This is a genomic window from Nocardia sp. XZ_19_369 (assembly GCF_015355715.1).
Taxonomy (GTDB): Bacteria; Actinomycetota; Actinomycetes; order Mycobacteriales; family Mycobacteriaceae; genus Nocardia.
On the sequence record NZ_JACVED010000002.1, the window covers coordinates 989,646 to 1,006,026 of the forward strand.

Annotated in this window: 14 protein-coding genes; 6 read left to right on the forward strand and 8 right to left on the reverse strand. The window is 67.7% G+C overall.

Annotated elements, in window-relative coordinates; genetic code table 11:
- Positions 1 to 145: 145 nt before the first annotated feature.
- The gene (locus IBX18_RS10535) at positions 146 to 1,693 is read left to right on the forward strand and encodes an acyl-CoA carboxylase subunit beta (RefSeq protein WP_194833506.1); all 1,548 of its coding nucleotides are present in this window, start codon (positions 146 to 148) and stop codon (positions 1,691 to 1,693) included.
- Positions 1,694 to 1,755: 62 nt separating this feature from the next.
- Here IBX18_RS10535 and IBX18_RS10540 read toward each other — a convergent pair whose 3' ends face one another.
- The 6 genes from IBX18_RS10540 to IBX18_RS10565 all read right to left on the reverse strand — a co-directional run bounded on the left by IBX18_RS10540 (position 1,756) and on the right by IBX18_RS10565 (position 8,398).
- Positions 1,756 to 2,340, reverse strand: a complete 585-nt coding sequence (locus IBX18_RS10540; RefSeq protein ID WP_194833507.1) for a hypothetical protein — start codon at positions 2,338 to 2,340, stop codon at positions 1,756 to 1,758.
- On the reverse strand, positions 2,337 to 2,981 hold the full coding sequence (locus tag IBX18_RS10545) for a TetR/AcrR family transcriptional regulator (RefSeq protein ID WP_194833508.1): 645 nt from the start codon (positions 2,979 to 2,981) through the stop codon (positions 2,337 to 2,339). Before IBX18_RS10545 ends, IBX18_RS10540 begins: the two co-directional genes overlap by 4 nt.
- A 197-nt stretch (positions 2,982 to 3,178) precedes the next feature.
- Positions 3,179 to 4,126: a helix-turn-helix transcriptional regulator gene (locus IBX18_RS10550; RefSeq protein WP_194833509.1), complete on the reverse strand. Its 948-nt coding sequence runs from the start codon at positions 4,124 to 4,126 to the stop codon at positions 3,179 to 3,181.
- Between the two features lie 120 nt (positions 4,127 to 4,246).
- Positions 4,247 to 5,314, reverse strand: coding sequence for a fused (3R)-hydroxyacyl-ACP dehydratase subunits HadA/HadB (locus tag IBX18_RS10555; protein WP_194833510.1), 1,068 nt, complete (start codon positions 5,312 to 5,314; stop codon positions 4,247 to 4,249).
- A gap of 213 nt (positions 5,315 to 5,527) precedes the next feature.
- A complete protein-coding gene (locus tag IBX18_RS10560) occupies positions 5,528 to 6,952 on the reverse strand; it encodes a lipase family protein (protein ID WP_228540636.1) in 1,425 nt (474 codons plus the stop codon).
- A 222-nt stretch (positions 6,953 to 7,174) separates the two neighbouring features.
- A complete protein-coding gene (locus tag IBX18_RS10565; RefSeq protein ID WP_373889177.1) occupies positions 7,175 to 8,398 on the reverse strand; it encodes a lipase family protein in 1,224 nt (407 codons plus the stop codon).
- Positions 8,399 to 8,699: 301 nt separating this feature from the next.
- Between IBX18_RS10565 and IBX18_RS10570 the strand changes: the two genes are divergently transcribed.
- Complete coding sequence (locus IBX18_RS10570; protein ID WP_107656518.1) at positions 8,700 to 8,942, forward strand: hypothetical protein; 243 nt, start codon at positions 8,700 to 8,702, stop codon at positions 8,940 to 8,942.
- A 102-nt stretch (positions 8,943 to 9,044) separates the two neighbouring features.
- Here the strand turns inward: IBX18_RS10570 and IBX18_RS10575 are convergent, their stop codons facing one another.
- Positions 9,045 to 10,172: a lipase family protein gene (locus IBX18_RS10575; RefSeq protein WP_228540637.1), complete on the reverse strand. Its 1,128-nt coding sequence runs from the start codon at positions 10,170 to 10,172 to the stop codon at positions 9,045 to 9,047.
- Between the two features lie 210 nt (positions 10,173 to 10,382).
- Here IBX18_RS10575 and IBX18_RS10580 point away from each other — a divergent pair, with 210 nt between their 5' ends.
- From IBX18_RS10580 to IBX18_RS10595, 4 genes are all read left to right on the forward strand, one after another.
- Positions 10,383 to 10,931 (forward strand): DUF2599 domain-containing protein, encoded by a 549-nt coding sequence (locus IBX18_RS10580; RefSeq protein ID WP_306796218.1) that lies wholly within the window; start codon positions 10,383 to 10,385, stop codon positions 10,929 to 10,931.
- Positions 10,932 to 10,965: 34 nt separating this feature from the next.
- Positions 10,966 to 11,661: an SDR family oxidoreductase gene (locus IBX18_RS10585; protein ID WP_194833512.1), complete on the forward strand. Its 696-nt coding sequence runs from the start codon at positions 10,966 to 10,968 to the stop codon at positions 11,659 to 11,661.
- Between the two features lie 30 nt (positions 11,662 to 11,691).
- Complete coding sequence (locus IBX18_RS10590) at positions 11,692 to 11,991, forward strand: putative quinol monooxygenase (protein WP_194833513.1); 300 nt, start codon at positions 11,692 to 11,694, stop codon at positions 11,989 to 11,991.
- Between the two features lie 155 nt (positions 11,992 to 12,146).
- Positions 12,147 to 12,518, forward strand: coding sequence for a hypothetical protein (locus tag IBX18_RS10595; protein WP_147138588.1), 372 nt, complete (start codon positions 12,147 to 12,149; stop codon positions 12,516 to 12,518).
- A gap of 2,948 nt (positions 12,519 to 15,466) precedes the next feature.
- Here IBX18_RS10595 and IBX18_RS10600 read toward each other — a convergent pair.
- Positions 15,467 to 16,360 (reverse strand): helix-turn-helix transcriptional regulator, encoded by an 894-nt coding sequence (locus IBX18_RS10600; protein WP_194833514.1) that lies wholly within the window; start codon positions 16,358 to 16,360, stop codon positions 15,467 to 15,469.
- Between the last annotated feature and the right edge of the window lie 21 nt (positions 16,361 to 16,381).

Genomic DNA, 16,381 nt, shown 5'->3' on the forward strand with positions numbered 1-16,381 from the left:
TACACCGAGAGCGGGCCGACCGCACCTGTGAGCTGTCCCATCGGATGTGACGAACAACTGTGCAGTAGCTCTCACCACGGATAACATCGAGCGCTGCGCCCCCGTACGGCGACGCTGCAGAGTTTCGAAGGGCAAAACACTACCTATGACCGGTACGCGAGAGAAGCTGGAAGAGCTGCGGGGGATCCTGGAGCTCGCTGAGGAACCCGCCGGCGAGACCGGCATCGCGAAACGCAAGACCAAAGGCATTCCGAGCGCGCGGGAACGGGTGCGGGCGCTGCTCGACCCGGGCAGCTTCGTGGAGATCGGCGCGCTGATGCGCCAGACGGCGCAACCGGGCGCCATGTACGGCGACGGCGTGGTGACCGGCCGCGGCCGCATCGACGGTAGGCCCGTCGTGGTGATCGCGCACGACCAGACCGTGCACGGCGGTTCGGTCGGTGAGATGTTCGGCCGCAAGGTCGCCACCGCGATGGAGTTCGCCTACGAGAACGCCTGCCCGGTGGTGGCGATCAACGACTCCGGCGGCGCCCGCATCCAGGACGCGGTCACCTCGCTGGCCTGGTACGCGCTGATGTGCCGGCGCCAGGGCGACATGTCCGGCTATGTGCCGCAGGTGGCCATCATGCTCGGCAAGTGCGCGGCCGGTTCGGTGTACGGCCCGGTCAATATGGACGTGCTGGTCGCCACCGAGAAGTCGTACATGTTCGTCACCGGCCCCGAGGTCACCAGGGAGGTGACCGGCGCCGACGTGAGCGCGGACGAGCTGGGCGGCGCCGCGGCGCTGGCCCGCAACGGCACGGTGCACCACGTCGCGCCCGACGAGCAGGCCGCCTTCGACTGGGTGCGCAGCTACCTGAGCTTCCTGCCGTCGAGCTGCCTGGAGCTGCCGCCGGTGGTGAACCCCGGTCTGGAGCCGGAGGTGACCAGCCATGACCTGGAACTGAATTCGATCATCCCGGATTCGGACAAGGTCGGCTACGACATGCACGAGATCCTCGTCCGGATCTTCGACGACGGCGACTTCCACGAGATGGGCGCGGCCACCGCGCAGAATCTGATCACCGGTTTCGCCAGGGTCGACGGCCGCAGCGTCGGCGTCGTCGCCAATCAGCCGCAGGTGCTCGGCGGCGCGCTCGACGCGCAGTGCTCGGACAAGGCCACCCATTTCATCCGGCTCTGCGACGCCTACGGGCTGCCCCTCGTCTTCGTGGTCGACACCCCCGGCGTGCTGCCGGGCATCGAGGAGGAGCGCAGCGGCGTGATCAAGCGCGGCGGCCGCTTCTTCCGCGCGGTCATCGAGGCGACCGTGCCGATCGTGACGGTGGTGACCCGCAAGGCCTACGGCGGCGGCTACGCGGTGATGGGCTGCAAGCAGCTCGGCGCCGACATCAGCCTGGCCTGGCCGACCGCCCGGATCGCGGTGATGGGCGCCGAGAGCATGGTCGGCATCGTCGGCCGCAGGCAGCTCGAGGCCGCCCCGGTCGATCAGCGTGCGACGGTGCGCCAGCAGATGATCGACTTCTACAACGCCACCATGGCCACGCCGTGGATCGCCGCCGAACGCGGCTACATCGACGCGGTCATCGAGCCGTCGCAGACGCGGCTGGAGATTCGCAAGGCCCTGCGGTTGCTGCGCGACAAGAACACCGCCAAGCCGAATCCGCGCAAGCACAGCCTCTTGCCGGTGTAGTCGAGCGCGTCCGGTCGCGCTGTGTCACAACGCGACCGGACGCCGACAGTGGCGTATTCGCGTCAGCTGTGGCTGCCCCAGCGCAGATCCGCTGTCGCCCACTCCATTTCCCACATCCGCAGCCGCCTGCGGTCGAGGCTGCTGCGCAGCGCGACGTAGCAGCCCGCCGCCACGGCCATGGTGCCGAGCACAGCGCCGGTGGTGAACAGCACCGCCTTGCTGAGCGCCTGGCTCGGCGACGGCGGTTCGACGAGCTTGCCCGCGCTGTTGCGCCAAATGGTCACGGCCTGACCGGGTTGCACGACGGTGGTCGATTGGTAGTCCTCGTTGTGCACCACGCCGTCGGCGTCTGTCCACCGGACCTTGGCCGGCATGATCGGCGCGTACAGCGGCGCCTTGCCGGTCTCGGTCACCGTCGCCTCGATCCGCTGCAACTGTGCCGTTTTCGCCTGCACCACAGCGGTTTCGGTGTGATAGACCCGCGCGCCGACCGACATCACCAGCACCGGTACGAGTATCAGGAACACCAGCGCCAGGGCTACCCCCACCATGGTCTGCACCCGGTCTTCTTTGCGGCGCATGGGATTTCGATCGAGTCCGACGCGACGGCACGTCCTGCGATACATATTCACCGACCCTGTGGTCATGACGGTGACTCCTCGGTCCGGAATTCGGTGGTGAGTGCGACGAGTGTGTCGAAATATCCCTCGATGAGGTCGGGCAGGCCGCTCGGATCGTCGCCGGCGGCCCAGGTCTGCAAGGCCGAGATCAGCAGGCCCGCACCCGCGGCCACCGCGGTGGCCGGGCGCAGGTCCCGCTCCGGGTCGACGCCGAGCCGGGCGGCAATGATCCGCACCGATTCTCGCTGACCTTCGATGCGGATGCGCTGATATCCGGCGAAAAGTTCGGGTTCTTCCTCGAAGCGCTGGAACAGCGCCCACCGCCTGGCCAGCAGCGCGGCGCGTTCGCCGCGGTATTCGGCGTCGAACCAGTCGTGCACGGCGTTGCGGTAGGCGACCAGCGGCGATTCGTGCGCCGGTCGGCGACACAGGGCCTCGTTGAACAGGTGGACGTCTTGGTCGACATCGCCGAGGATCGCCTCCGCGATGGACGTGAAATGCCGACTGAAGGTGCGCCGGGTGACGCCGGCCCGCACCGCGATGTCCTCGACGGCGACCGCGCCGAGCCCCCGCTCGGTGAGCAGCTCGAAGGCCGCACGCGACAGCGCTTCCCGGCTGCGTCTGGTCCGCAGCCTGCGGCCATCGAGATCGACACCGGTGTCGCTCATAATGTCACTTTACCACCTTATTGTCCCATTGGGACAATACTTCGCGCCCTGCGAGGACTCGGTTTCGGGGGTCACGCTGACCGACCTCGACCGAGCGCGCTACAGAGCGCGAACGTCCAGTTTGTTCGACTATCGGGTGCCCAATTGAGCCGAGCCGAATCCACTTCGGCCGAGCGGAATCACTTGACGAAAAGCCGTCAGACTCGGCGGGTGCCGGCCGGCTGATCGAGGATCGGCGGCTGACGGCGGCGCAGCGCTTCCAGCAGCGAGATGGTGTACTCCGGCGGCGCGGCGTGCACCGAGAGTTGGTTGGCCACGGCGCGATACGCGTCCACGTCGGCCTGCTTGTCCAGGTACAGCGCGCTGGTGAGCTGCTGGAGATAGACGATGTCGGGCAGGTCGGCCTCGGCGAAGCGGAGCATGGTGAACGCGCCGTCGGCGAGCGCAGGCCCGCCGACATGGTCGGCCAGCACCTGGACGGTGATGTTGCGCTTCTCGACGACTTTCAGTAGGTGATTGATCTGGGCGTTCCACACCGCGGATCCGCCGATCGGCCTGCGCAGCGCGGCTTCCTCCACGATCACCCAGAGCTGCGGCGGATGCGGGCGGCTCAGGATCTCCTGGCGGCGCATCCGCAGCGCGACGCGGCGTTCGATGTCGGGCTGTAGCTCGCCCGAGTGGGCCAGCGACAGCAGCGCGCGGGCATACTCCGGGGTCTGCAGAAGTTCGGGCACCGCACGCGGTTCGTAGGCGCGGACCAGTGTTGCCGCCTGTTCCAGGCCGAGGTACGTGTCGTACCACCTGGGTAACCAGTCGTTGTCGCGGTGCCACCAGCCCGACTGATTGCCCTGCCGCGCCAGCTCCAGGAATTCCTCGCGCTCGGTGGGGTCGGTGACCCCGTAGAGGTCGAGCAGATCGGTCAGGTCCCGCACCCGGAAACCGGTGCGGCCGAGCTCCAACCTGCTGATCTTCGAGTGCGAGCCGCGAATGGCCTCGCCCGCGTCCTCGCGGGTCATCCCGCAGGCTTCACGGAGTTTGCGCAGCCTGCTGCCCAGCATCATGCGCAGCACCGTCGGTGCGCCCGCCGGAACTGCCCCACCGATCAGCGAGGATTCAGCCGACTGACGCACCTCCGAAGGACGCATAGATCGAGTCTGCCATGCGAAGCTTGTCTGTTTCTACTGACCAAAGACCCTGTGCCCGGTGCCGGGCCCTCGATACAGCGCCAGCTCACAGTGGATCCAGCGCCGAACCGGCGCGCGGGATCAGCGCAGCGCGACGTCCGCCGTCGCGCGACCGAACAGCTTGCGGCCGTCGCAGGTGGCGGTGAGGGCGACGGTCGCGGTCCGCCGTTCCGGGTCCAGCGACTTGACCTTGCCCCGGAATTCGATGGCACTCGCCTTGGTCGCCGCGACCGGCGCGAACCCGGCGAACCGCACGCCGTAGCTGGTGACCGCGGCGGGATCGCCGAGCCACGAGGTCAGATACCCCGCGCCGAGACCCATCGTCAGCAAGCCGTGCGAGACCACGTCCGGCAGGCCCGCACTGTGCGCGACCGCGTCGCTGAAGTGGATCGGATTCGAATCACCGGACACCCCTGCGTAATTCACCAGGTCACCGCGCGACAGCGGCATCGACTGCACGGGCAGCTCCATGCCGACGGACAGTTCGTCGAAACTCGGCACGGTGCGCGGGGTCCGCTTGCGGTCGAGCGGGTCGGTGCGCACGGGTTCGTCGAAGCACTCGACCACACCTGAGTCCTCGCCGAGCGTGCTCCGCTGCGTGGCGGCATCGTGCCGATCGGCGGTCGACTGGCCGGTCATGATGACGCCGTCGACCGCGGACCGCAGCTCGGTGGCGATCGCCACGCCGGTCTGCGCGACGGCGGTCGAGGTCGCGATCTGCAGCAGTTCCTTGTGCTGGTTGGTGAGCACGCTCTTGGTCACCATGAAGTCTTTGTCACCGAACTGCCGGAACGACTCGATATAGGAGACGCAGTGCAGCTGGTCGCCGGCCAGCACCGGGCGGTGCACCTCGATGGACTGCTCGGTCTGCAGCACCTGGCCGATGTCGTAGGCGGTGAGCACCGACTCGAACATCTTGCGCTGCATCAACATCAGCACGATCGAGGTGAAGGTCAGCGGCGCGATCAGCGCGTCGTAGCCGAGCTCCGCGGCGGCCGCCTCGTGCCAGTGCGCCGGATGCCGCTCGTGCACGGCGCGGGCGAATTCCCGGATCTTCTCGCGCCCTACTTCGTAGTGCTCGGTCATCCGGTAGTGCCGGCCCACCAAGGCCAGGGCCTGTTCGGACGCGGTGGTCGTGATGTCGTTCATCTGCCTCTTTCGAAAAGTCCCGGCGTCGAGCCCGCCCGGACCGGCCCACAATACCGAAACACGGCAGAGTCGAATCGCGTGGGCGGCAAGTCCGGACGTCGCCCAACCGGCATCGTGCAGGGTTTGTGGTCCGTCATAGATCGCGACAAGCGCGGCAAACGCTAACAGCAATAATTCAGTGGGCTTGACGGCGCGCCGGGGTTCGGCAAATCGTCAGCACTCATTCGGTGCGGGCACTCCCTGAAGCCGATCGTCGAGCCACAGCATGGCCTCCGGATAACCGAGCCCACCGGCGATGATGTGCTCGCCGAGCACACTGCGATAAACCGAAGGCACGCCGAGCCTGCATTGCTCGAGATAGAGATTGCGCGCACCTTCGGCCGGGATCCAGAATTCCTGCTCGCCGTTGTAGATATACAGCGGCGTGCCCGACTTCATCTCCGCCATCCTGGTCACCCGGTAGATCTCGGACGCGACCTCGGAGTGCAGCGGGTCGGGGATATTGGCGGCGATATCGATCGGCAGCATGAGCAGACCGATCGCGCCGAAGGTGCTGCCGCAGAGGTTCTTCACCGGCGAGGTCGCCACCCACTGCGCCAGATTGTTCATGCGCGCGAGGATCTCCGGGCGCTCCCGGCCGATGCCGAACACCGCGCCCATGAAGATCGCCGAGGCCAGGTTGCCGTTCATGCTGCGCGCCAGGATCTCGTAGTCCGCCGGCACGCCGCCCAGCACCGCGCCGACGATGACGTCCGCCAATTCGGGTGCGTACCCGTCGATCAGCTTCACCGCGCCGTGTGTGGCGATGGCGCCGCCGGAGTAGCCGGCCATGCCGAACTTGCTCGCGCCGAACTCGTCCGGGAGCAGGCCGCGCACCGCACGGATGCCGTCGAGCACCGCGTGGCCCGCGACGAACGGCTCGGCGTAGGCCATCCGCGGACCCTCGTGATCCGGGATGAGCACCGCGTAACCGCGCAGCGCAGCGACGTAGCTGGTCGGCGGGATGAAATCGGTGACGCTGGTGTCGGGGTTGAGGCCGTGCGCCAGCGTGTATCCCGCGGTGCAACTACGGCCGAGCGCATCGATCGGCAAATTGTTGACCACCACCGGACGAGGACCCTGCCCCGGCCAGGCCGCGCTCGGCACCACCAAGGTCGCGGTCGCGAAGGAGGGCGCGCCGTGCGCGTCGGTGGTGCGGTACTTGAGCAGTTGCGCGCGCTGGGTCGGCAGCAGCATCAGCGGTGCGGCCGTCGCGGTGATGTCCCTGACCTCGATAATCTGCCCCGGGGCCAGTTCCGCAAGGTCAGCAGGCCAGGCATCGAACATCGGATCACCGACGTTCGCGGGCATCGACGCGTCGCGCAAGGCGACCACCGACGGCCCGAGACTGCTGGCCTGCCAGCCGGGCGTGGACGACTCGGGGGCGGGGGCGATCGGCGGCGGCGGGATGACCTGATCGATCAGCTTCTGCACGCCGGGCAGCAGCGAACCACCGGGCGGCGGTGGCGGGAACAGCCCGGGGAATTCAGGCAACGCGGGCAGGCCGGGTGGCGGGGGCAACGGCTCGGCGGCCGCCTGCCCCAGCGTGGTCGGGCAGACGAGCAGCAGTGCCATGGCAATGGCGGGTAAGCATCTCATGGCACACGCCTTTGGGTGCGGACGTCGGGTTCACCTGGCGCGCAGGGAGATGCGACGTGCGCCCCCGAAAGGCCCTGTTGTACCAGACAGTCAGGCTAACCCGCCGTACGCGCTGCGACGCGCCGAAACGACCGAGTTGTGGGTGACACGTGGCCGAACCGCAACAACCGAGCCCAATGCCGCTCGTGGCGAGACAGGTTCGGCTCGGTGCTGTGCGTGGTTTCAGCAGTTGTTCGGGGCGGGCTCCCCTCGGAAGCGGGCGTCGAGCCAGTTCAGCGCCGACGGCATGCCGAGCACCGCCGCGGTGAGATGGTCGGGCACCGGAATCTGTTCGGACTGCACCGCCGCCCCGGCGGCACACCAGCGCTTGGCGGTGTTCACCACGGCGTCGATCGGGATGAGCCCGTCGATCGGCGAATGCCATTCGAACACCGGCGTTTTCGGCACGCCGTCGTAGAGCTCGAGGCTGTTCTCCTCCACCACCGCGCGGGCGGTGCTGTCGTTGATCATCGACGTCGACTTCGCGAAGTCCAGCGCGCCCTTGCCCGCGCCCGCGGAGAGGATGTCGTTGGTGCAGCTGTTGGCCATCTTCGCCCGGGCGGCGAGGCCGCGCTCGTTCAGTTGCTCGCTGAGCGGGAAACGCTCGGGATACTCGCGTTCCAGGCCGAGACCCGCGGCCAGCGCGAGCCCGAACACCGGATGCGAGCCCAGACCGAGCCCTTCCAGCATCTTCACCAGGTTCATCGGCACGCCGCCCATCGCCGCGCCCGCGATATCCAGTTCGGGTGCGTACTTCGGGGCGAGCGCCGCGGCCCACGCCGTGGCCATGCCGCCGCCGGAGTAGCCGACCATCGATACCGGGCTCTGCCGCACTTTCAGTTCGGCCACCTGCTTGACCGCGCGGATGCCGTCGAGGGTGATCTGACCACCCAGCTTCGCCGCGCCGTAGGCGAAATTCGGGCCGAGATGATCGGGCAGCGCCACCGTCCAGCCACGTTGCAACAGCACATTCCAGCCCGGCGCCTCGCGCACGACGAGATTCGGGTCTTCGGTGTAGAGCACCTTGGAGACCGAGCATTCGGCGCCGAGCCCGTTGATGATGTGCTGGAACGACAGCAGCGGCCCGTCCTCGACGTGCGCGCGCGGCGTGAGCACGGTGGTGGTTGCCGCGATCGGCTTGCCCTCGGAGCTGGTGGAACGGAAACGCACGACCGTCACTGTGGTGTCCGGGAAGATCAGCAGTGGCGGCATCACCCGGGTCGCGAGGACATCGCCGGGATTCTTGTCGGCGATATCGGCCGGGGTCGAATAGAAGGGGTCGGGGTCGGGTGCGGGATACAGCGGGGAGCCGGTGCCGGGTCCGGCCGTCGTGGCGACGAGCGCCAGCCCGACGGCCATCGCGCCGAACGCCCGGAGCACTCTGTTACGGGTCGCTCCCCTGCCCATAGAACGTAGGGCCTGACTCATCGATAGATGCCTCTCGAATGGGTCCAACGTTGTGACTCATCCTCGGCAATTTCGCCGACGAGCGGCAGAGCAGGTGGAGATCATGTTGATATCTCACAAGTTTGGAGCGACCGGTCTGTGATGGTTGTCCGCATTCGCTCGTGACACGACCCCACCATCGCGCGGCGGCCCTGTGACATGTCCAGCCAACGAGACGGAACATGTTCCGGTCCATGGCCTGGCCTTACCTTCACAACTACCCGGCGCGGTTGCCGCGCCCGGTCCGGAAGGAGACGGTGGCATGGACGGCACTGTGCGCAGACTGGCTTACCGCGAGAACATCGACGAGGCGCCAACACGGCGCGTCACCGTGTACTTCGACGGCCCGACTCCCGATGACGCGCTGGTCCTCGAATACGCGGCAAGCAGCACGGAGGCCTGGGAATTCACCTCCGCCGCGGTGCACGCCGGGCTCACGGTCACGGTGGACGGCATGGTGCGGCCCGGATTACGCCGACTCCCCTGCCGATCGCTCTGGCACTGAACGGATTCCGCCGCGTGGGCGGCGGAAATCACCGTGTTTCAGCACATTCCGCAATTCGGCACCGCACGCCAGTCGGCACCGAGTGCAGTTTCAGAGGCCTGTCTAGGCCGGATCCAACACACGATGCAGGAAGGACACCGCATCGGGCAGCGCCGCCCGCGCGGCACCCAGATGATCGCCGGGATAGAGGTGGGTTTCCAGGTCGGTGCCCGACAAGCGCAGCTCGGCAAGCAGTTTGGCGGTCAACGGCGGCGGCACCTCCATATCCGTCAGGCCCTGCCCGACGAACAACGGCAGCGTGTACCCGGCGGTCGGTATCCGCATCATCGCCCGCGCGGCGGCCCACAGCGCCGGATCGTCGAGCGGCTTGGCCAGCATCGCGCCGATCGCGACGTCGGCCAGCCTGGCATTCGCCTCGGTGATGCACTCCGACTCCACCACCCGCAAGGCCTCCTGGCCGGTCTCGGTCAGGTAGCTGTCGACATCGAGTTCCGGTGCGCTCGCGCGCAATCCGGCCAGCAGCATGGCCACGTACGCAGGTGTCTTCTCCAGCGGCAACCGCGGAATCCACGGGCCGGCGAGCGGAATGAGCAGCTCGAGGTTCGACGGCGGGCCGGTGGCGGCCGCGCCGCGCAGTTGCAGTTCCGGCGCGTCGGACGGCGCGAGATTCGCCGTGAACAAAGCGGCTTGGGCGCCCTGCGATTGGCCGAACACCGCCCACTTGGTGCCCAGGGTCGGTGCGACCGCCCGCGCGGCACGGACACCGTCGATCACGCTGCGAGCCTGCGAGGGTCCGTCCAGGTAGGGGTGCGTGCCGGGGGTGCCGAGGCCGACGTAGTCCGTGACCATCACCGCGTATCCGGCCCGCAGCAGCTCCGGATACAACGTATCCAGGTAGTACACCCGGGGTTCCAGGGTGAACGCGCACTGATCGGCGATCCCGGTTGTGCCGTGCGCGTAGGCGACGATCGGCCAGCCACCGGGTGGCGGCGGGCCCTCGGGCACGTAGATCGCCGCAGTGCTCTGCATCGGTCCGCGTGGCCCGCGCGACCAATAGGTGAGCCGCTCCGCCGTCGCCGCGCCGTCCACCCGGAAGCGCCCGGTCAGTTCCACCGAATTCGTCACCGTGCCCGGTGCGTCACCCACTGCCGCCACCGCGGGCGTCGCGAACGCGAGGCCCACCGAGATCACGACCCCGGCCGCCCCCGCCATGATCCGTGTACACATCATCGAACGACTATCCCCATCCGGGTCTCCAGGAGCAAGCCACCACAATCGGTGGCCTAACCGGGGGCAGCATGCCATTCGACCGAGTGTCGTCGGGGCGCGGCTCGGCCCGCGCTGCGGTCGACCGAGATGCCGTAGGTACCGGGCGGTCGCTAGGCTCGAAGGGCGGGGCCGGATCACCGACGGTCCGAACGCGACGCGGAAGGAGCCGGAGTGGGGCACCCGAATCGGCCGACTCGCGCGTCGCGGCGGTCCGATATCGCGCGTCAGGCCAGGACGACCGTGCTGCTCTTTGCCGCACTGCTGCCGACTGCCTGCGGGTCGAATGCCCCGGCCGATCAGTCGGTGACCACGTCTTCCGTCACGACCTCCGCCCCACTGCCGTCCCGGACGGTTACGACAGCCCCTGGCACGTCCCGGGCAGCTGCCACACCCACCGTCGACCCCTACGCGGGGATGCCGCTGATCGACCACGTCGAGTGGATCGAAACCGTCGACGGGTCACGGCTGCGCGTCTACCCGACAACCGCCGGGCGGCAGACCACTTTTCCGGGCACCGATGAACGGGCCTGGCAGGAAGTGCTCGCGGAATCGCCGGACGCGGACACGCCCGGCATGCGTGATCAATTCATCTGCCATTGGATCTGGGCACGATTGGTCGAGCCGAACAAAACGAGTTGGAATTTGGAACCCTGGCGTCCGGCGGTCGGTTATCAGGCCACCGTCGATGCGCGCTGCAACCCGGGTGGCCCCGAACGCTGAGTCCAGGACCGCCCCCGATCGGAAGGACCGACCCATGCGCATTGTCATCGCAGGCGGACACGGAAAGATCGCCCTGCTCCTCGCCGACCTGCTCACCCGCCGCGGCGACGAGGTCGTAGCGCTCATCCGCAATCCCGACCACGCCGCGGACGTGACCGCCGTCGGGGCCGAACCCGCCGTGCTCGACCTGGAAAGCGCCGCAACCGCACACCTGATGGATACCGTGAAGGGTTCGGACGCAGTGGTTTTCGCGGCGGGCGCGGGGCCGGGCAGCAGCGCCGAACGCAAGTACACTGTCGACAGGGACGGCTCTGTCCGGCTGGCCGACACCGCCGAACGGGCAGGCGTGCGGCGTTTCGTGCAGATCTCCACGATGGGCGCCGGTCAACCTCCCGCACCCGGGAGCGACGACATCTGGGCCGCCTACATCGATGCCAAGACGCAGGCCGAAAACGACCTGCGCGAGCGGATTCTGGACTGGACGGTCCTGCGGCCGGGGCGCCTCATCGATACCGCGGGCACCGGACTGGTCACCCTGGCCGCACCCCGCGTTCCGCGCGGCGACATCCCCCGAGCCGACGTCGCCGCCGTGCTCGCCGAACTGCTGCCTGCGACACACACCGCGGGCGCGACACTCGAACTCGTCTCCGGCGACACGGCGATCAGCAGGGCGGTTGCCGAGCTCGCCGACAGCATCGTTTCGGGAAATGCTGCCCCCCTTGCCGATTGACCTTCGCGTTCTCGTTAGGAGAGAGCAAACTTGTTCAGCCGCATCGTGTCCATGAAAATCCGGGAGGGATCGCGCGCCGACTTCCTCGACGCCATCTCCCGCAGTGCGGTGTCGGCCCTGCGCGACGAGCCGGGTTGTCTGCGCTTCGATGTCTGTGCCGACCGCGTCGATCCGCATCGATTCTTCCTCTACCAGCTATATACCGACGACGAAGCGGCCGAGGCACACCGCTTCACCGAACATTTTGTGGCCATGCGGGCAGCGGCCGACCGGTATGTAGAACCCGGCACGCAGATTCATTACAGCACAGACGTCCTTTTTGCCAACTGATCGTCTTATTGGAACACCGTGTCAGCAAACTTGCAGACGCCAAATCCCGCACGTGCGCTTGCAAATCGATCGTGCAGATGTACTTGCATCTGAAAGGCACAGCGACCTAAACTCAGTCGCGCAACGCTTTACAGGGGACAACCAGGGGAGGCCGGATGGTCGAGCCGAAGGCAGAAGTCGCCGTGGGTCCGCTGCCGCCAAACGTCAGGGGCGTTCGAATGAACCAACCACTCTCCGCCGGCGGCCGGCTCGGAATAGCCGCCGCCGCACTGGTCGACAAGCCAGCGAACGGTACAAAAATGAGCACACCGTCGGCCCGTAGCGGCCAAAGGAACACCGCGTACTCGCGGGAAACCGCCGTCGCGTTCGTCATCGATGCCGTCGAATCCAAGGGTGCGGCCACCCGACATGATTTCGACATCGACCGGATCGTCACCACGGCGCACGACGTCGTCGACGACTGGGACTTCCATACACTGCAGCCTTCGACGTTCTGGCGGATTGCCTCCAGCTTCATCAGGCAGTAACACTTCCGGGCAGCCCGATGTCCGGCGGACACCGAATTGCCTTGTGCCGCAAGCACTGAGCCACCCTGCTCCACTGGCGATGATCCACCCTCAGGCCCAGTACTCGCGACACAAGGCATTACGGCCCCACCCCGACTTGCGCCGCCCACCCGCGCCCCCGGCCCCCAATCGGAGCCGCCGCGCCGCCCCGCCGAAGTGTTCCGCAGCCCTAGTGAAGGTCCACGAGCCCGCGCCAAGTCACCCAGCGCCCCCGCCCCATTGCGCAGCGCCCGGGTCCCGTCGCCCAGCGGCACCGCCGAATAGCTGAGCATCCGCGCCTGATTGCGCGGCACCCCCGCCGGGTCGTTCAGCGCTCGCGCTCCGTTGCCCAGAGGCACCGATCCATTGCACAGCGCACCCGCTCTGTCGCTCCACCGGCCAGCCGGACTGCGCCGCATCGGCGCCCAGTTACTTAGCGCCCCTAGCGAATTGCGCGACGGACCCGCCCAGCCAGCCAACGCCTGCGGCGATTCGCGCGGCAGCCAAGACCAGTCGCTCGGCACCTTCGCCTGATTGCGCGGCTCCCCCGCCGAATCATGCGGCTCCTGCGCCGAGTCGTTCAGCGCTCGCGCTCCGTCGCCCAGCGGCACCGATCCGTTGCAGAGCGCACCCTCTCGGACGCCCCACCGGCCAGCCGAATCGCGCAGCAGCCACGCCCAGTTGTTTAGTGTCCCTAGCGAATTGCGCGACGGACCCAGCACGCCGGTCGAATTGCGCGCCGGCCGAATCAAGTTGCCCAGCGGCCACGCCGAATTGCTAGACCCTGTGGCGAAGTCCCAGCCAGCCCAGATGCCGCAGTGGTGTCCCGTTGGGCACCGGCGGCATTCGAGAATGGGACTTGGTGGCGGGGCCACTCGATAAATGGCGCTGTGGTGTCCCGTTGGGTGCGGATGGTCTTTGCGGGCGGGACATGGCGGTGGTCCCACCCAGTGGGTGGCGCTGCGGTGTCCCGTTGGGCGGGGATGGTGTTGGCGGGCGGGACGTGGTGGTGGTCCCATTTGGTGGGGGCCGCCGTCGTGTCCCGCTGGTCGCGGATGATGGTTGCGGGGGCTGAGGATCGACGCCCAGTTGCTTAGTGTCCCTAGCGAATTGCGCGACGGACCCGGCCCGCCGGTCAACGCGTGCGGCGAATCGCGCAGCCGAGCCTCGGTGCCGAGCGCACCCGCCGAATTGCTGGACCCTGTGGCGAAGTCCCAGCCAGCCCAGATGGCGCAGTGGTGTCCCGTTGGGCACGGATGGCATTCGGGAATGGGACTTGGTGGCGGGGCCACTCGATAAATGGCGCTGCGGTGTCCCGTTGGGCACGGATGGTCTTTGCGGGCGGGACATGGCGGTGGTCCCATTCGGTGGGGGTCGCCGTGGTGTCCCGCTGGCCGCGGATGATGGTTGCGGGGGCTGAGGATCCACGCCCAGTTGCTTAGTGTCCCTAGCGAATTGCGCGACGGACCCGGCCCGCCGGTCAACGCGTGCGGCGAATCGCGCAGCCGAGCCCCGGTGCCGAGCGCACCCGCCGAATTGCTGGACCCTGTGGAGAAGTCCCAGCCAGCCCAGATGGCGCAGTGGTGTCCCGTTGGGCACGGATGGCATTCGGGAATGGGACTTGGTGGCGGGGCCACTCGATAAATGGCGCTGCGGTGTCCCGTTGGGCACGGATGGTCTTTGCGGGCGGGACATGGCGGTGGTCCCATTCGGTGGGGGTCGCCGTGGTGTCCCGCTGGCCGCGGATGGTGGTTGCGGGGGCTGAGGATCCACGCCCAATTGGTTAGTGTCCCTAGCGAATTGGGTGACGGACCTGACCAGCCGGTTAACGCGTCCGGAGAATAGCGCAGCCAAGTCTCGGTGCCGGGTGCCCACGCCGAGTTGCCCCGTTCCCGCGGCCGGTCGCCCAGCGCGAACTGCCAGCCGTCCGGCAGTCGCGCCCAGTTGCCCGGCGGCCACCCCCGTTTGCGCCGGGCCCCCTCCTTGGAACCCCGCCTAACCTGCGCTCGGTTGCTCGGCGCCCACGCCCGGTTGCTCAGCGGCCCCTGCGAGCTGCCTCGCATACCCGGCGCTCGCCTCCGAATGCTCAGCGCGCCGGTCGAATTGCGCGCCGGCCGAGCCGAGATGCCCAGCGGCCACGCCGAATTTCTAGCTCCTGTGGCGAAGTCCCGGCCAGCCCAGATGGCGCAGTGGTGTCCCGTTGGGCACCGACGGCATTCGCGAGCGGGACTTGGGGGCGGGGCCACTCGACAAATGGCGCTGTGGTGTCCCGTTGGGTGGGGATGGTGATTGCGGGCGGGACATGGCGGTGGTCCCACCCAGTGGGTGGCGCTGCGGTGTCCCGTTGGGCGGGGATGGCGTTTGCGGGCGGGACGTGGTGGTGGTCCCATTTGGTGGGGGCCGCCGTCGTGTCCCGCTGGTCGCGGATGATGGTTGCGGGGGCTGAGGATCGACGCCCAGTTGCTTAGTGTCCCTAGCGAATTGCGCGACGGACCCGGCCCGCCGGTCAACGCGTGCGGCGAATCGCGCAGCCGAGCCCCGGTGCCGAGCGCGCCCGCCGAGTTGCCCCGTTCCTGCGGTCGGCTGCCCAGCGCGAACTGACAGGCTCCCGGCAGCCGCGTCCAGTTGCTCAGTGGCCCTGCCGGACTGCTCAGCGCCTGTTGCGGGTTCCGAGCTTCCGAGGCCGAGTTGTCCGGTGCTGGACCACCGCGCGTTCGCGTTGAGTCGTTCGGCTTCGCTGACCGAGCACTGTGCAGTGTCGTCGGCACGGCGAGGACTGCCCTGTCGAGTTGCGGTGCGCCACAGGCACCGTCGAACCTCGGTGGTCCAGCGCGCGGCAACGCGACTGCGGCAGAGCTCGGATCATGGGGCAGCGCTGACGAATAGCCAGCGTCTGCGCGTGCCCGCATAAGTCCCCCTCGCAGGGGTGATCAGCGATCGTAGCCTTCGGCGTACTTCGCCAGGATTTCTATCGACTTCTCCGGGCGCTCGGCCTGCACGCTGAGTCGGTCCATGACCGAGAGATACAGTGCGAGGTCTTGTCTGCGGTCCAGGTAGAGGGCGCTGGTCAGGTGTTCGAGGTAGACGATGTCGGGGAGCTCGGTTTCGGAGAAGCGCAGGATGCTGAACGAGCTGCCCGCGGCGGCGTGCTCGCCCGCGGAGTACGGCAACACCTGTACCGTGACGTTTGGCAGCTGGGCGAGTTCGATGAGATGTTCCATCTGTTCGCGATGCACGCGCGGACCGCCGACCGGCCGATGCAACGCGGCCTCATCGATGACCGCCCACACGATCGGCGGATCGGAGCGGTGCAGAATCTCTTGCCTGCGTTGCCGTACCTGAACCCGCCGATCCGTGTCGGCATCTTCGTAGCCGAGGGCGACTACCGCCCTGGTGTATTCGGGAGTTTGCAGTAGTCCGGGAACAAGATGCGCCTCATAGGTGCGGATCTTGCTCGCCGCCTGTTCGAGACCCAGGTAGGTGCCGAACCATTGGGGCAGCAGATCGCTGTAGCGATGCCACCATCCCGGCTCGTTCGCCTGCCTGGCCAGATCGAGGAACTTCTCCCGCTCTTCGGTGTCGTGGACGCCGTACAGCGACAGCAGGTCCCTGATGTCACGTTCTTTGAAACCGGTGCGGCCCAACTCGAGACGACTGATCTTCGCGTGCGAACCACGAATGGCGTCGCCAGCTGCTTCTCGGGTGATGCCGGTGGCTTCTCGCAGCCTGCGCAACTGGCCGCCGAGTGCAATACGCAGCACTGTCGGACCACGTTCCGCGACAACGGGATGCACCAGACCATCGTCGTCGGGTTCAGCGATCATTGAGTTCGTCTCCGATACTCG

Excerpts from the sequence above, each read along its gene's own strand:
- IBX18_RS10535 (WP_194833506.1), top strand. The coding sequence starts at position 146 with ATGACCGGTACGCGAGAGAAGCTGGAAGAGCTGCGGGGGATCCTGGAG.
- IBX18_RS10540 (WP_194833507.1), bottom strand. The coding sequence starts at position 2,340 with ATGACCACAGGGTCGGTGAATATGTATCGCAGGACGTGCCGTCGCGTC.
- IBX18_RS10545 (WP_194833508.1), bottom strand. The coding sequence starts at position 2,981 with ATGAGCGACACCGGTGTCGATCTCGATGGCCGCAGGCTGCGGACCAGA.
- IBX18_RS10550 (WP_194833509.1), bottom strand. The coding sequence starts at position 4,126 with ATGCGTCCTTCGGAGGTGCGTCAGTCGGCTGAATCCTCGCTGATCGGT.
- IBX18_RS10555 (WP_194833510.1), bottom strand. The coding sequence starts at position 5,314 with ATGAACGACATCACGACCACCGCGTCCGAACAGGCCCTGGCCTTGGTG.
- IBX18_RS10560 (WP_228540636.1), bottom strand. The coding sequence starts at position 6,952 with ATGAGATGCTTACCCGCCATTGCCATGGCACTGCTGCTCGTCTGCCCG.
- IBX18_RS10565 (WP_373889177.1), bottom strand. The coding sequence starts at position 8,398 with ATGGGCAGGGGAGCGACCCGTAACAGAGTGCTCCGGGCGTTCGGCGCG.
- IBX18_RS10570 (WP_107656518.1), top strand. The coding sequence starts at position 8,700 with ATGGACGGCACTGTGCGCAGACTGGCTTACCGCGAGAACATCGACGAG.
- IBX18_RS10575 (WP_228540637.1), bottom strand. The coding sequence starts at position 10,172 with ATGATGTGTACACGGATCATGGCGGGGGCGGCCGGGGTCGTGATCTCG.
- IBX18_RS10585 (WP_194833512.1), top strand. The coding sequence starts at position 10,966 with ATGCGCATTGTCATCGCAGGCGGACACGGAAAGATCGCCCTGCTCCTC.
- IBX18_RS10595 (WP_147138588.1), top strand. The coding sequence starts at position 12,147 with ATGGTCGAGCCGAAGGCAGAAGTCGCCGTGGGTCCGCTGCCGCCAAAC.
- IBX18_RS10600 (WP_194833514.1), bottom strand. The coding sequence starts at position 16,360 with ATGATCGCTGAACCCGACGACGATGGTCTGGTGCATCCCGTTGTCGCG.